Source organism: Streptococcus hongkongensis (assembly GCF_053206145.1).
Window position 1 is genome coordinate 106,926 of sequence record NZ_JBRUGD010000004.1, and the last position, 16,470, is coordinate 123,395.

The window sequence follows — 16,470 nt, forward strand, 5'->3', positions numbered from 1 at the left end:
CCTTTCATTTAAACTAATCATCGTCATGGTCTTTGTTAACGTACTGACGCATCCAAACCATACAAATAAAGGCAACAAGTGATGATATGACCGTGATTAAAAGCCAGACAATGTCAACTTTTGCAAATGGCAGTTTGATATTCATCCCATAAAAACTGCTAACAGCTGTAACAATGGCCAAGCCAATAGAAAGAATGGTCAAATTAGTAATGTTGTCATTCAAACGATTGCTTAGTACATTATTATATGACGATGCAATCTCATTTAAGAGACGCTCATGTAAAGAGGTCATCTGATAGAGTTGTCGACTTTCAATTATTGCATCAGTAAACACTTCCTTTTCCTCATCACTAGATGCTTCGTAGCTTGATAAGTTGTTAAAGTCTTTCAGCATATCTGCATTTTGTTGCGCCGCCATCAACAAATAAACTGACCCACTTTGCAATTTTGCTAACTTAGCAATATTTTCTTTACGAGGCCGTTTTTGTAAATCCTTGATGACATCATCACGGAGCGTAATAATTTTTTCCATCAATTTGAAATACGCTTTTGTCAACAGCATAATGGCTTCAAATAGGAGAACTTTATTACTCTTATGTTGTGATAAGTCAGACCTGATTCTTGCAAATTGAGCTGAAGTTTTGTGATTGGTTAAGACCAGAATAGCAGAATCACTTACAACAAATAATAAAGGAAGAGATTTTGGCATGTCACCTATTTTATAATTATCATAAGTTTCATCCAAAATGTGAATGACCGCTGTTAAACGCTCCCCATTTTCTTCAATAAAAGAGGCTTCATAAGCATCTCTAGCATAAGTAACAATTTCGTGATCCAATAAACCTGAATCAAAATACAGCATAAGCTCAGAATCAGATACCAAATCCATATTGATTTCAATAATGGATTGCTCAGTTTTACTTTTTTCTTCTGTCATCTGTCACTCCTTTGGTTACTGTCATCTACTACTTCTATTATTCATCAATTTTAATCTTTATACAAGCAGAAAGTCGTCAAATAAACAATTAAAGCAACCATACTTCAAAACAAACAAAAACCCACTTCTTAAGGTGGGGTTTGCTTAAAAATATTAAAGGAACAACATTAATAAAAAAATTTACATGGTTATACTATCACTCTTGGATACTTTCATAAAGAGTAACAAGGAAATAACAGTAAAGCCTGTCAGGAGAGTAGATAAGGCTGCTGCAATACCAAAATTACCTCTTAATACTTCTGTATAGATAGCAACAGTCATTGTTTTTGTTTTGATATGATACAAAAGAATTGACGTTGATAATTCTGAAATCATGGTAATCCAAGACAGAATGGCACCTGAGATGATTCTTGTTTTTAGTGTAAGATACAGTGGCTAAATTGACTCTAATAGGTTGATAAATCAACTGTAACAACCCTACTCAACTTTGCAGAACTGAGGCGACCAAATCAAACTCCTCCAAAATTACGGATTGCTGTCTTACTCTTAAAATTTGCCCCATGATTTGTAGAGGTCTTCGATGATTTTGATGCCCATCAGGGTCATCTCTGGACGCATGATGGGACTGATAATTTCACCTTCTTGAATCATCTGACTGACGTGGAAAGCTTCAGAAGCAAAATCACTAACCATGGGCGCCTCAAGCAACCTGCGGCTGCCATCCTCGTGAATTATCGTAGCTGCCGTTGACTTCCAAAAGCTAGGAATCTCTAGCGACCCTTTGGTTCCATAGATGGTCATTTTATGTTTTCGTTTAATTTCTGTCGTCAGGTAAATGTCTGCAATGACACCATTCTTCAACTGTAAGATAAGCTTGGCCTGGCTGTCGCTCTGGTTCTTAGGAAAGTTGGCGATGCCACCTGCCTTTTCAATGGACGAATCAAAGATGTACTGCAGATAGGCTAGCGCGTAAGGCGCCATAAAGTGGGTTGCACCTCCTCCAGCAGACAGATCGCGGAACCAGGAAATATGATCAATGTTAGGGTAAGAGGTAACGGATGAAACCGAAACGACATCCCCAATTTCCCCAGATTCAATGGTCTCTTTAATGACATCAGTTAAAGGAATGAAGACCGACTTTTGCGCCTCCATCAAGAAAAGGTCACGACGATAAGCCATATCAAAGAGCTCACGCGCCTCATCAAAAGTAAGCGTAAAGGGCTTTTCAACCAGCACATGTTTGTTAGCCTTCAGGGCCTTCTTAGCCACATTAAAGTGGTCCTTGTTGATAGTTGGTACATAGACGACGTCGACATTCTTGTCAGCCAAAAGACCAGTCAAAGAACCATAAGCCTTAGGAATATCATGTTGTTCAGCAAACTCTTGAGCCACTTCAAAAGAGCGGCTCGAGACAGCCACCACTTCTCCATTCCCAGCCAAACGCACTCCCTCAATAAAACGGGGAGCCACCTGAGCAGTCGACACAATACCATACCTAACCTTCGCCATACAAATCTCCTCTACCACATACTGAACATAAGATCATTATAACATGATAAACCAAAAAAATCAGAGATGGGCTAGGGAGAGGATGAAGAAAAAGATTCGGCAAGAAGTCAAGCATATCCTCGAATACAAAAACACTCCAAATCCTAATAAAGAGAATCAAGAGTGCTTTCTATAGTCAAAAGCTTAATTATGAGATACAATCTTAGACAATCTTGAATGGTCTCACTCCATTCGAATAATAAATAGAACAAAGAATGAGACAGTAAGCATTATCACAATTAAGGTGAGATCGATAAGCAAATGAGAAGTGGAAATCTCTCAAAAACTATCTTAATTGGGCATAGCAGAAAGTTACCCACTGTCCCATTTTGGAAATACCATGTCAGGCTATACTTTTTGTACTCTTGCCTTACTTAATACCAAAAATACCTGCTTTAATCCTTTTCAAAGGAAGTAAGACTAGACTCAAGAAGAAGAGACCAAAAGTCATCAAGGCATTTCTCTCTTGATCAGCAGTCTGAGGAAGGCTATCTTTAGTATCTACTGACATCTCTTGACTTGCTTGCTTTTCTTGGCTATTATGGTTAGCTAAACCTCTTGGACTAGTACTTGTATCATGAAGGAAGCTGTTTGCTAGGCTGTCTTGATTTTGTGTAGCACTTGTTTCTATCTTCTCTGATGGTGCTTGTTCTTTCTGTGACTCTGCAGTAGCATTGTCAGCTAGAACTTTAAGTGCATCTTGGCAAGCATCTTTGATGGCGAGGAATATCCCTTCCCTATGGTAGGCTGCTTTTTCAACAAGCCTGATTTGAGGTAATTGAGAAAGATCTTTATGGAGTATTTCTTGAATACTTAGCCCTTCATAATCTGCCAAAGTAGCAATAGCTAAGCTGTGATAACCTTCGTTGTCCTCGTCAATATTCATAATTGGATTACCATAATCATCAAATTGGTTTTGTCCTACTTGCTCACTTCTATCTAAGATAAAGATAATCTTACCATCTTTGTCGAAATAGAGATTAAGGGCAATGAAATAATCTGGGATAGGTAGTGGAGATTCCAAATGATAAACGCCTTCTACCATATAGGGTGAACCTAACTTACCATCATTTTTAACCAGCTGACTTAAGAAGTTTAGTACTTTAATCAGACGGTTAATTCTTTGATCTGAGAGTGCACTATTGGTGTAGGCTACCTTAGCTTCTCCTATTTTACCTTCCAAAAGACTTGAATCTTTATAATGGGGATGACTCTTATGGACTAAGATAGCTTCTTTTAAGCTCTTATCCAAATCAATCCGAGACATAAAGAATTTGGCTTCCTTGACAAATTGGTTCTGTGCTCCTTGTGACAACTTATTATTTAAGAGTTCTTCAGCTCTTTTTGCTAAATCGAGATAGTAGAACTTTGTCGTTTCTTGAAGCTGATCTAAGTCAAGTTCTTTAATCAGTTTGAGCAAATCTGCTATAGGAGTCATATCCCTACTTAAGACATCTGGATTGACAACAAAAAAGTCTCCATCTGCTAGTGGTGAAACCAGCTTATCCTTTGTTTCAATAAGAACCTTTTTGTATTTGGGATGACCAGTATTTTGGTCAAAAGCATTAAATACTATATTTTGTAGGCTATTTGGAACCACCATGTCACTTAAGCGATTGGTTCTGAAAGCTTGAGCTGAGATACTTTCCAAGTGTGGTGGTAAAGCTACTGTTTCCAAAAGGTTATCAGCAAATGCTTGTACCGGTATCAGCTTCAGATTATCTAAACCACTGAGATTAATGTCTGTCAAGGCATTTGATAAAAAGGCCATTTCCCCTAGATCACTTAGCTTATTCCCTAGAAAGAGCAGGTGTTGGGCTCCATTTTGACGAAAGGCTGAAATACCAATCTTTTCTACATTTTCAGGAATGACAATTGCATGGATTCGGTTGATATGAAAAGCTGCGTCTCCAATTGTTTTTAGCTTATCATTTAAGTCCAGAACATCAATCTGATTATTCATAAAGGCACCTTGTCCAATAACTTCTAACTCTTCACTGGCTTCAAAGCTGGTTAAATTATTAGATTGGAAGGCAAAGTCTCCAATAGTTTTGATAGTTGATGGGAGGATAAGCTCTTCAATGTCATATTTTCTTAGTGTCTTATTTTCAAAATCAACATTTCTAAAAGCATTTGCTGCAATGGCTGTGACAGATTCTCCTTGAGCATTGAGCTTAGGAATTTCTAAATGTTTATTGTGACGAATTTTTAAAAGTCCATTATTTGAAAAACCTGTGACACTTGTACCATCATAAGTGAAATCTGCAACCAACCATTTGGACATATCAAGATTAGGTAAAGCTGTTTCTTTGTCCTTACCAGGATTAACATAAACATGCTTATCAAAGACCTTAATCTCTTTTGCTGCTTTTGATGAATTAATAACCACAACGTTTCCATAGTGAGCATCACCTGGATTTGCAGCGAAGGCATTTTCTTCTATCTTCTCAATTGGACTCTCAATCACAATGTTGGATAGCGAATTATCTTCAAAGACAGCTTCCTTAAATACTTTTAGAGAAGGACTCTTTGAGACAAGTTTACTGATTCGATTGGACTTAAAGGCGCGTTCTCCTAAGTCTTTTAAGCTTTCAGGTAGAACTAGCCCCTTACTAATACGGTTATCAAAGAAAGCATTATCACCAATCTTTTCAAGAGATGAAGGTAAAATAATCTGACTCAAATTATTGTGGGCAAAAGCATAGTCTGAAATCGACTTTAATGATTGTGGCAAATTGATGCTTGTTAAATTCTTATTCTCAGTAAAGGCATCTGAACCAATTGAGAGATAGCCTTCTGGTATGGTAAGTGATTTTAGGGCATAGGAACTAAATTCTTCTCCCTCATTAATAATTGGTTGTTGGTCAACATCAAGATTATCAACCTTACCATTTTCACCTGGTCGACTAGTATAATCCGGAATAGCTGTCTTTTTATTTGGAGTAAAGGCAAAACTGGCAACCCTCACAATTGGTTGCCCAGCTTCATCTTTATCAGGCAAGACAAGATGACCTGTCTGCCTTAACTTGTTGATACCTTCTTTGGTAAAACCAATGATTTGCTGATTTTTAATAATAAAATCAGAGAGCTTCCAGATTGGCTCAACCGGTTCAACTGCTGAGGCTAAGTTATGCTCTACTTGCGGTCTATCTTCTAAAAAGTTCTTTTCCAAACCACTGATTGGCTGACTAGTTAGAGTATCTTTTACTTCCTCATTTATCATCGGAGTCTTTTCAGGTTCTTTTTGAGAAACCGTTTCTTCTTGAGGCTCTAACTCTGAACTTTCTAAAGTGGGTTGCTTTTTTCCCCGAACGGATTCTATTTCTTCTGTCAATCCTTCCTGACCAACTTTTGAAGACTTGTCGTCTATAGGACTAGCTTGATCCTGAGTACTTGTCTCTTCCTCTAAGGCTTCAGGATCTTCCTGATCACTAGAAACGACTTTTTCAGTATTTGGCACTTCTTCACTTGGCAGAGTTGGTGCATCGCCAAACAAGTCTGAAACCTCTTTATTGATTGGCCTATCATCCGCAACACTTGGTTTGTCGACAATATCATCTTCCTCAACAAACCAATCATCATTTTCTAAAGACTGATTATTATGGACGACAGGTTTGGATTCTAGCTCATTGGCATAGACCTCCTGACCACAAAGAAGACTTGTCGCAGTTAAGAGCGACAAAGTAATTAGTATTGGTTTAGTTTTCATAACCACCGTGTTCCTTTCTGTTACTAACTAATTTATAATAAAGGCAATCAAATTTAGAGCCTTAATACTTATTGACTTAATTTTAGGTTATTCATAATACTCTCTCTCGTAGCTAAAACCTAATATCACTTGTTGAATAATAGCATAATAAAAACAAAATTACAATACCTTAATTATTTTTTTAAGCAATCTTAATTTTTGTGGATAAAAAAATAAAATAGCATTAATAAGCGCTCTAGGCTAAACAAAAAGCAAAAAACTCCCGTCTGAACTTAATCAAAGTTCAGACGGGAATATTTTGAATATTCTGTGAAGAGTGACTCTAAAAAATCGCTATTAATAATTTTTCTATTTGCACAAGAACTTAATAAAACAAGGTTACATTCTAATTATATATATGATTTAAAATGATACAAAAAGTAATTTTCTTCAAAAAGAAGCTCCTCAAAGCTCCTTTATTTTTGCTACCCAACCTATGGCATCCTCTGGTGGATTTTCAATATCAATCCAAGTGAATTCTATACCAATTGCATTTATGATAAAATATAATTAATAGAAAAGAGAATAGCATTATGAAAAAAGTAATACATATAGTTGCAGCAGCAATTATTAAAGATGGAAAAATATTTTGTGCCCAAAGACCCAAAGGTAAATCTCTAGGTGGTTTTTGGGAATTTCCAGGTGGTAAGTTGGAAATTGGAGAATCACCAGAAGAAGCATTAATAAGAGAAATTAAAGAAGAATTTAATGCTGAAATTAAAATAATTGATTATGTTAATGAAGCTTCCTATGACTATGATTTTGGTACAGTCATTATGAAAACATTCAAAGCAAAACTCCTATCTGAGAAGTTAGAATTACTTGAACATCAAGATTCAAAGTGGTTAACAGTCGAAGAATTAAACTGCCTAGAATGGGCACCAGTTGATATTCCAGCAGTGAATTTATTGAGAAAAAAATGAGATCCCGGAAGAATCTCATTTTTATTTTGTTGTTAAATAATTATATAAGTTTGTTTTCATTGAATTTTTTAGTTGCAATAACATATTTACAGATGTTCCTTCTGGTTTTTCCACCAATTTTGCACTTCCGTCAGAATATTTCACAGGTCCCAGATAATAAAAGTCTCCACCTTCCCCATCATCTTTTTTAACAAATAATTCCATCTTTAATCCATTTTGATTAGATTTTATTATTGTTTTAACATCAGGAGAATTAAAGTTTCTTTTATTTTTCGAAAACCAAGAAATCATTGATTCATTAAGGAACTTGTCTTCATATTTGATACTCTCATTAATATCATCACTTTTGTGGTATGTTACAAATATTGGACAAGTATTCGTGCTCCTATCGATTTTATATCCTCCAACATTCTGTGGGTTTTCATCTTTTGAAAAATTCAATAATTTGATTACTTCTCGTCTAGAATACTTTTGACCAATTGTAAATATATCTGGATATAACTCCGATTTAGTCAAACCTGTTTTGATAACATCACAAAATAGAGAACAAAAATCAGGGTTTTCTTTTAAGCTTTCTAAAACAACTTTATTTAAAATATAGTTATTATTTTCAACGTATACTAAAGGAACACTTCCAAAACGCTTCTGTTCTTGTCCCTTTAAAAATTCTAAAGATAGAGTTCCTTCTACAGATCGAATGATGTGCTCATCTGTCGATTGATTCTGCTCAGAAAGTAGCTTTTTAAAAAATGATTTATCTATTTGACCATCATATTTTACAAGTTGTTCCAACAATAATAACTCATGTTTTCTTTTCCCATTTAAATATTCAAAAGTTATGAATTCAAGATATTTTTTCTCTGTATCATTTAATGATATTGTTTCATCTGAAAACTTGTTAAGAACATCTCCGTATTGTTTAAATTGACTATTTTCAAAAAATACTAACGGGTCTATACTATTATTCTTTAGAAAATCAATTAGGTAAGGTTCTTGACCAATTTTATTTTTGACCTCAATATATGAATCTCTAAGAATTTTCATACTTGATAAAGTGGTACTTGAAATGGATTTAAAAATTTGTTCTTTTGCTATTTCTTCAAAATTGATGGTTGTCAGACCCTTAATCAAATTTGCTTCACGAACTTCACGCCTATAGTTATCTTTATTCATAGACTGATCACCAAACAAAGCTATGGGAATTAAATAATTGTTTTTATAATTACCAATGAAATCAATAATTGTAACAAATTCCTTAGAATAATGTTTTCTTAAGCCACGACCCAATTGTTGGACAAAAATAATACTTGATTGTGTATTTCTTAACATTACAACTTGATTAATACTAGGAATATCAATTCCTTCATTAAAAATATCAACTGTAAAAATGTACTCTAATTGCCCATTTTCAAGCTCTCTTACTGTTTCATTTCTTACTTGAGCAGAATCTTCACCTGTTAAGGCCTTACTTCTAAGTCCATTTATATTAAATTGATTTGATAATTCTGTAGCTTCTTTTTTACTTGAACAAAAAATAAGGCCTTTTACTTTTTCTCCACTGTGACCATAGTAGTCTATTTTTTTAAGAATATGCTTTATTCTTTCAGTTGAGACTAAATTAGAAAATGAAGAATTTTCATTTATCAGCTCTCCATCCACTAGAATATCACTTACACCATGGTATATGAAAGGGCAAAGCAAATCATTATCTAAAGCCTCTTGTAATCGAATTTCATATGCAAGATTGTAATCGAATAATTCAAAAATATTTTGACCATCCGTTCGTTCAGGAGTTGCAGTCATACCAAGTAAGAATCCTGGTTTAAAGTATTCCATCACTTTTTTATATGAAGCCGCACCTGCCTTATGGACTTCATCAATTAAAATATAATCAAATAAAGATGGGTCAAATTTAAACAAATGTTCCGGTCTTGATAAGGTTTGAATCATGGCAAAGATATATTTCTTACCTGAAATATCCATTCCTGGTCTATAGATACAAGCATCACTACTATCAAAGCCTAAAACACGTTGATAACTTTCTAGAGATTTAGAAAGAATTTGTTCTCTATGCACAATAAATAAAACACGTTCAGGATTAACTTGCTCAACATCGAATGCTGAAAGGTATGTCTTCCCCGTTCCAGTTGCACTAATTACTAATGCTTTTTGAGCACCATTATCTCTAACCGAATTTAGACCTTTTAAAGCATTTTTTTGCATGTCATTTGGAAAAATTTTACCTGTAAATTCAACAGGTTGCTCTTCTTCTATTCTAACAAATGGAATTGGAACTTGTCTTCTTAACTTATATAACTTAATCCATTCTTTAGTTAGGTCAGTTGATAAATCCCATACCCTTTTAAACTCATTTCTTGTAGTATGAATAAGTGCACTATTATCAGTTGATGTTAACTTAATATTCCATTCATAATTTTTCTTTAGGGCATTCCCGGTTAAATTAGAACTACCAGAAATAAGGACTTGCTTATAACCATGATCAAATAAATAAAATTTTGAATGTAACTGTATCTGTTCCGGAGAAACTCTAACTTTTACATTTTCTAACTTCAATAATTCTAAAAGCGCTAAGGGATCATTGAAATCTAAATATGGAGAAATTAATATCTCACCACGAATATTTTTATTCGCCAAATCTAGAAGCTGACTCTTAATTAATGCAATCCCTGACTGTGTAACGAATGCAACAGAAAATTGAAAATGAATACAATTTGATAATTCTTCTTGGACATCAGTTAGAACAAATCGACGTTCCTCCTGATTGTTAATCAACACTTTAGGTGCATTTAAACTTTCTTTAAATTTATCTTTGTCAATAAATCCAAATTGCAAAGCTTCATGCAGTTGACTCTTAAAATTTGAATAAGTCATAAGATACCTCATTATTTAATAATATTATTATCCTATGAAAAGCAAAATACATCAAGAGAAATTTGATCTTGACGTATTTTGCTACAATTTGCTAATGAAATAAAGTATAGAAATCAATTTGTCTTTTCTCCAAAAATAATATTATCTTTTCACAAAACGATTTAACAACAATATATTGTGTTTTTATATAAAAAATAACACAATATATTGATTTTTTTTATTTATAATGTATACTATTAGTTGAAAAAAGGTTATAGACGGCAATCTACAACCTTTTGAAAATGAACGAAACAGAATTTTGCATCCTGACACTATTCAAACTATACTTTTAAAACTATATCAATTAAAAAAATGTAAAGCAAAATTTTTCATTTATTATTTCAAATAAAAGAATAATGGAGGATTGATATTGCCAAATAATATAATTAAAAATAAAAAACACAATGAACTAGATTTTGTAAATATCCAAATTGATCAAGATGTTGAACTTTTTCTAGATCCAACCAAATTACATTCGACTTATCTGAGTCCAATATTTAATAATAGCATAACTAAATTGCACTCTTTTTTTCTAGAAGTCTATAGGATATATATAGAATATGGTGAAAGTGAGGTTCGAAAAGTACTAAAGTTTTCCTCAGAGTGTAATCTTATTCATTTAGGCTATTCAAGAAATGGTTCAAGAGGTACTGGGGCTTCTGAAGATATGCTTTTTAATTTTTTTAAAAACTTAACAAAATTCAATGAATCTGAAAGAAAATCTTTATTGCATCCAGCATCAATAGCAATTTTTGTACCAAAATTTGCTGAAGATAGAACCTCCGATTTCCTAGTTAGTATTCTAAAAAAAGAAATAATCGAATATACATTAGAACAAGCAAAAATTCATAATCTAGAAATCTCACCAAAAAAACACAACTTTGGATCTTATTGGGCATACCCTCAGTTAGAATGGTTAGAAATCGAAAATTTTTACGTTACAACAAGCACCGGCAAACCCGTTCTTCTTATTCCAAAATGTCTTGTTTCACAAAAGTATAAGTTTTCAACATCTGATTTTGTAAAAATAATCATTTTCCCTAATAAACGAAATCTAGATAAGTACAAGGGGATAAATGGTTACTACAAAAACAATAGTCCAAAACCTGCTACACAAAAGCAACTTATTGATATGGAAATTAGATCACCTTATCTAAATCGTCCAGATAAATGGAAAACTTACGCAATGGATCAACTGCTAAAGAATCATAATTGGTATAGCGAATATTTCAAAAATATGAATCATTTTTCTGATAATCATATATTACCTGATGAGTTACTAGATAAGTTGACAACTGAATAATTATTTTTTATGAATGAATAGTGTCACTTCTCTCTTATTGAGAGAAGTTTTTTAGTGACTTGAAAAACATTTTCAGCTTCTTTTTTTACTTCCTTGTACTTTATATTTTGTCAAATTATTTTTTTGTAACCGCTTTACATTTTTGCTCAAACATGTTATTCTTCTATTAAACCGGTTTACCGAATATAGGAGAACATTTATGAAAAAATCTTATGTCAAAACGAGTTGTTTTTTATTTTCAAGTCTTTTGTTAGGGGGGCTTGTTTTAGGGGCTAATCATATCGTCTATGCTGACGATATGACTAGTTCATCACCTGATAATTCAATCACTTCTGTGATGTCATCTGCTCCATCTAGAACTGAAGACAAGCTCACTCAGGCACCCACCAATACCCTTTCTGATACTACTAATACTCTCAATACAAGTCATTTAGTAAACAACCAAGTAAACCAATCTACTCAATCAGAAACTTCATCAAATAACTCTACTACTCCTGAAATCACTGATGTCAGTAATTTCCCTAACTCAGAACCCAACCTCATCAAAAATAGTGATTTCTCTCAAGTCATTCCCTCGTCCAAGCCTGATTCCAAGTGGGCAAATCAGCAAGAAGCCAAGGACTGGTCACTCTATATCGACCCTAAACAATCGCAAGCGACTAGTCCGACTATTCAGGTTGATCATGGTAAGTTGGTGATTGATAGTTCTCAAGACTTTCGTGGGGCTGTGACCCAAAACGTTCCGATTGATGCGTCAAAACAGTACCAGATTTCGTTTGACATCGACACTGAAAATAAAGTTGGACAAGCTTTTGTTAGAATTCTTGAGAAGAGTCCCCAAGCTGGATCTGCCGATCGGATTTGGCTGTCTCCGATGACTAGTGGAACAGCCAGCAAAAGACATGTCACCAAGCTCTACAACCCTTTTTATAACATCTCGACTGTCACTGTTGAACTCTATTATGAGAAGGGAACTGGTAAAGTTGCCTTTGCTAACCTTTCCATGTTTGCTGTTGGACCAAAAGATACGGGGGCTCCAAAGCCTCTAACTTATACACTCGAAGACAAGATTCAGCTTCCTCTCACTAAAACCCACGTTCTCAATTTTCCTGACTACCACTACGCCCTTGAGGACAGTTCTGTAGCTGATCTAGTCCATGGCCTGCTAATTCCTAAAGCCGCCGGCCAGACCACCCTAAGCATCGCTGCTCCCGACGGCCAAGTCATCAAAAAGATTCCCTTATCCGTTCTACCATCTGCCCAAGATAAGTATGATCAATTAGTCAAACAATGGAACGACATTACCTTTGGCAACAAGGTCTTTGATGCTTCTGATGCAAATATGCTACGCTTATTTAATGACTTAGAAACGACAGTAGCTTCGCATATCAGCCGTTTTAATAGGCAAGCTGATCGTATAGCCCTTTGGAATGATCTGAGTAACTACGCCAATTCATCACAGATCACTAGCACTTATCGCCGTTTGGAAGAGATCGCTAAGCAAGTGGTGACCCCTACATCACAGTTTTATCAGGATGCTAATGCCATTAGAGTTGTAAAAGAGGGCATGGCTTGGATGGCTCTTAATGTCTACAATTCAAACAAAGACATTGACGGCAAGGCCAATTGGTGGGATTATGAAATTGGTAGCCCACGCGCCATTGTCAATACACTTTGTCTCTTAACTGATTACTTCACAAAAGAAGAAATTAGGAAATACACAGATGCCATTGAACATTTCGTCCCTGATGCCAATTACTTTAGGATGACCCTGACCAATCCATTTGCTGCTTTAGGTGGCAATCTTGTTGATATGGGCCGTGTCAAAATTATTTCTGGCATCCTCAGAAAAGATAATCAATTAATTGCGAATGCAACAAATTCGCTGGCTAATCTCTTTACAACTGTCTCAGAGGGCAACGGTTTTTATCAAGATGGTTCCTATATTGATCATACCAATGTCGCCTATACCGGCGCATACGGTAACGTGCTGATTGACGGGATTTCTCAGTTAATCCCAATTGTTCAACAAACTGACCACAAGATCCCAGAAGATAAATTAAGGTTACTTTATCAGTGGATAGATAAGTCTTTTCTGCCCTTAATAGTGCACGGTGAATTAATGGATATGAGTCGAGGCCGGTCAATTAGTCGAGAAACAGGTCCTTCACATGCAGCAACTATTGAAGTACTTCGTGGCTTCTTAAGACTTGCTAATATGTCAGATTTAAAAGAAAACCTTGAATTGAAAGCAAAAATAAAGAGTATCTTACAATCAGATACTTATTATAATCCTTATGATAATTTAAAATCATATCAAGACATTTCAAGTTTCAAAGCTTTATTAGCTGATTCAACTATTAAACCATATGAAATAAAAACACAACTGACTACCTTTAACAGTATGGATAAGATTGCATATTACAATGCTGAGAAAGACTTCGGCTTCGCTTTATCTCTCTATTCTAACAGAACTCAAAACTTCGAAGCTATGAATGATGAAAACACTAGAGGCTGGTATACCAGTGATGGCATGTTTTATTACTATAATAAGGACCTCGCTCACTATAGCAAGGACTACTGGCCAACTGTTAACCCCTATTACCTACCAGGAACCACAGAAAATACGGCTCCTAGAGAAGATGTGACAGCCAAATTATTGAAACAATATGGGGAGGAAGCTACTAAGAAAACAGGACAAGTAACCAATCCCTCAGCATTTGTTGGCTCATTAGCTTTTAATAATTACTTTGGCAGTGCTACCATGGATTTCACCAATTGGGATAATACCTTAAGAGCAAATAAGAGCTGGGTTATTCTTAATGATAAAATTGTCTTTCTTGGAAATTCAATTACGTCATCCAGTAAAGACTCTGTCTACACAACTATTGACCAGCGAAAAGAAAATCAAGAATCTCCTTATAAAGTTTATATTAATGGCAACCTTGTTGCGCTTGAAGATGGTATAGAACACAGTCATTCGAATGTCAAAACCATCTTACTTGAAAGTTCAAAAACTGAACTTAATATCGGCTATGTCTTCTTAGACCCTACAAGTATCACAATCAGTAAGACTCTTCAAACTGGAACTTGGCATGCTATCAATCTACCAACCAAGAACACTGATTTGAAATCAAATACCTTTATCACCATCAAACAAGCACATACTGCAAGTGATAACTCCTATGCTTATTATATGGTACCAAAGGCAACTAGTGACCTGTTAACTGACTTAAGCCATAACAAACAAATTCAACTGCTTCAAAATGATAAGCAAGTACAGGTCGTTTATGACAAAGCAAGAAAATTATGGACAGTAATCAAACGAGACAAGACACCTTATCTGATTAACAAGCAACTACAATTGACAGATGCTGGACTCTATATGGTGCAAGAACAAGGAAATAAGTATCAGATTGTCACTTATGACCCTGTCAGCATGCGTAAACACGAGACAAGTGTTTTGACGCACCACACCCCCTTAACCTGACTAGCTCATTGCCTGTCCTTTGCAATGTAAGGCTAAAGCATTTTGAACAGTATCAATATATTCCTTGCTACGGTAACTCTCATAACCATGAAGAGATTAATTTTCCGATGCAATCTCTTTCACCTTCTCATCTTTTGAAAGCACAAAGCAATCTGTCTCCACAGATTAACTTAGCTGATCTTCTATTCAACATCAAAGTCCTAACAGCTACCTGGAGAAGCGCTCTTCCTTTTTCTCTAACTCATTTATTAGAAAGCATCTCTTAACCAATAAACCATCTAGTCAAAAAGAAGCTGAGAACATCTTGTAGGTTGTCCCAGCTTCTTTTAGCTTTATTTAGTGCATATAAAAATGATTACAACTAACATAGTTTTATATTTCTTCATATTATCTCCTTTATTAAATACACAAAATCAATCCATTTCTAATTCACTTATAGTATACTACAAATTAAAATTTTATTAGCATTTGAGACTGTTTTATTCTAGTTAATAATGAACACCAAAAACCTCCCTTACAGTTTTTTCCTGTAGGGGAGGTTCTGTTATTTTTTACAAGGTCGACTCTTTCCACTCTATCTTACAATCAAATGTTTTTTGTGCTTCTCCATAAGTTGATCCTTCAATCTCATTTATAAGAATTTTTGCCGCTTCCATTCCTTCATTAAATGCAGGTTGGACAATTGTTGTAACTGTCGGAGATGAAAAGTTGGTCCACTCTAGATTGTCGAAACCAACTAACCCAATATGAGGCATAGAAAATTCTAATTTTTTCATCACTTCAAAGACCATATGGAGTGCCCAACAATTAGGAACAAAAACTAAAGTCTTTTTCTTTCGATCAACAACTTGATTCAAATAATCTTCTAAATATTTAGTATCTGTATCATCCTGTTCAATGATTAATTTTTTAAAGTCTAAGTTTTTTTCTGATAAAGCATCAATAAACCCTGAAGCACGTTCAATCCTTGTACTCAAGAGACTCGGATCTGCTGTAATCATGACAAATTCTTCATAGCCTTTTTCAATTGCAGATTGAATCATGTCATAAACAGCATCATAATTATTTGTTTTTACCCAGTTTGTTTTATGTTCATATAATTGACTATCAAAAAACACCATATGTTTTTCTTTTTCATTAATGATTCTTGAATATTTTCTAAAATTAGATGTTGGTTGAATAATAAAGCCATCAACACCTAAATTCAGCATATTTTCAATGTAATAATCTTCATTTTTAGAATCATAATTACTATTTCCAATTAAAACTTGATAATTATTTTCTTTGGTAACTGTTTCTATTCCCTTTACAATTTGATTTGAAAAAGTATTCGTGATATCTCCTATCAATACCCCAATCAAATTGGTTCTTTTAGAGTTCATACTACGAGCTAGAGCACTTGGTTTATAACCTGTTTCTTTAATAACATCTTCAATTCTTTTCCTTGTCTCTTCTGACATCTTTTCGAACTTTTGATTTAGATAAAAGGATACAGTTGTCTTTGATGTATTAGATAGTTGTGCAATATCCGTTATTGTAATTTTTTTTGACAAACTAAATTTCCCTTCTTGATGATTTTCCTTTTTAATA

8 protein-coding genes and 1 pseudogene are annotated in these 16,470 nt (G+C 34.5%); 3 read left to right on the forward strand and 6 right to left on the reverse strand.

What is annotated here, in order from left to right:
* Positions 1–13: 13 nt before the first annotated feature.
* From ACVRZD_RS03625 to hupY, 4 genes and pseudogenes are all read right to left on the reverse strand, one after another.
* Positions 14–937 (reverse strand): magnesium transporter CorA family protein, encoded by a 924-nt coding sequence (locus ACVRZD_RS03625; RefSeq protein ID WP_037626904.1) that lies wholly within the window; start codon positions 935–937, stop codon positions 14–16.
* A gap of 180 nt (positions 938–1,117) precedes the next feature.
* A pseudogene (locus ACVRZD_RS03630) lies at positions 1,118–1,345 on the reverse strand (iron ABC transporter permease); the annotation flags it as partial.
* 138 nt (positions 1,346–1,483) lie between these two features.
* Positions 1,484–2,446 (reverse strand): Gfo/Idh/MocA family protein, encoded by a 963-nt coding sequence (locus ACVRZD_RS03635; RefSeq protein WP_037626902.1) that lies wholly within the window; start codon positions 2,444–2,446, stop codon positions 1,484–1,486.
* Between the two features lie 409 nt (positions 2,447–2,855).
* Complete coding sequence (hupY, locus tag ACVRZD_RS03640) at positions 2,856–6,194, reverse strand: leucine-rich repeat adhesin HupY/LrrG (protein ID WP_037626899.1); 3,339 nt, start codon at positions 6,192–6,194, stop codon at positions 2,856–2,858.
* A 569-nt stretch (positions 6,195–6,763) separates the two neighbouring features.
* Here hupY and ACVRZD_RS03645 point away from each other — a divergent pair.
* Positions 6,764–7,156, forward strand: coding sequence for a (deoxy)nucleoside triphosphate pyrophosphohydrolase (locus ACVRZD_RS03645; protein WP_037626897.1), 393 nt, complete (start codon positions 6,764–6,766; stop codon positions 7,154–7,156).
* Positions 7,157–7,177: 21 nt separating this feature from the next.
* On the opposite strand, the gene ACVRZD_RS03650 is transcribed toward ACVRZD_RS03645, so the two are convergent.
* The gene (locus tag ACVRZD_RS03650; protein WP_037626895.1) at positions 7,178–10,048 is read right to left on the reverse strand and encodes a DUF3427 domain-containing protein; all 2,871 of its coding nucleotides are present in this window, start codon (positions 10,046–10,048) and stop codon (positions 7,178–7,180) included.
* A 409-nt stretch (positions 10,049–10,457) separates the two neighbouring features.
* On the opposite strand from ACVRZD_RS03650, the gene ACVRZD_RS03655 reads away from it, so the two are divergent.
* Positions 10,458–11,390 (forward strand): DUF8370 family protein, encoded by a 933-nt coding sequence (locus ACVRZD_RS03655; RefSeq protein ID WP_037626892.1) that lies wholly within the window; start codon positions 10,458–10,460, stop codon positions 11,388–11,390.
* 199 nt (positions 11,391–11,589) lie between these two features.
* Complete coding sequence (locus ACVRZD_RS03660) at positions 11,590–14,880, forward strand: polysaccharide lyase 8 family protein (RefSeq protein ID WP_037626889.1); 3,291 nt, start codon at positions 11,590–11,592, stop codon at positions 14,878–14,880.
* Between the two features lie 551 nt (positions 14,881–15,431).
* Here the strand turns inward: ACVRZD_RS03660 and ACVRZD_RS03665 are convergent.
* Complete coding sequence (locus ACVRZD_RS03665) at positions 15,432–16,433, reverse strand: LacI family DNA-binding transcriptional regulator (protein WP_447450276.1); 1,002 nt, start codon at positions 16,431–16,433, stop codon at positions 15,432–15,434.
* Positions 16,434–16,470: the final 37 nt, after the last annotated feature.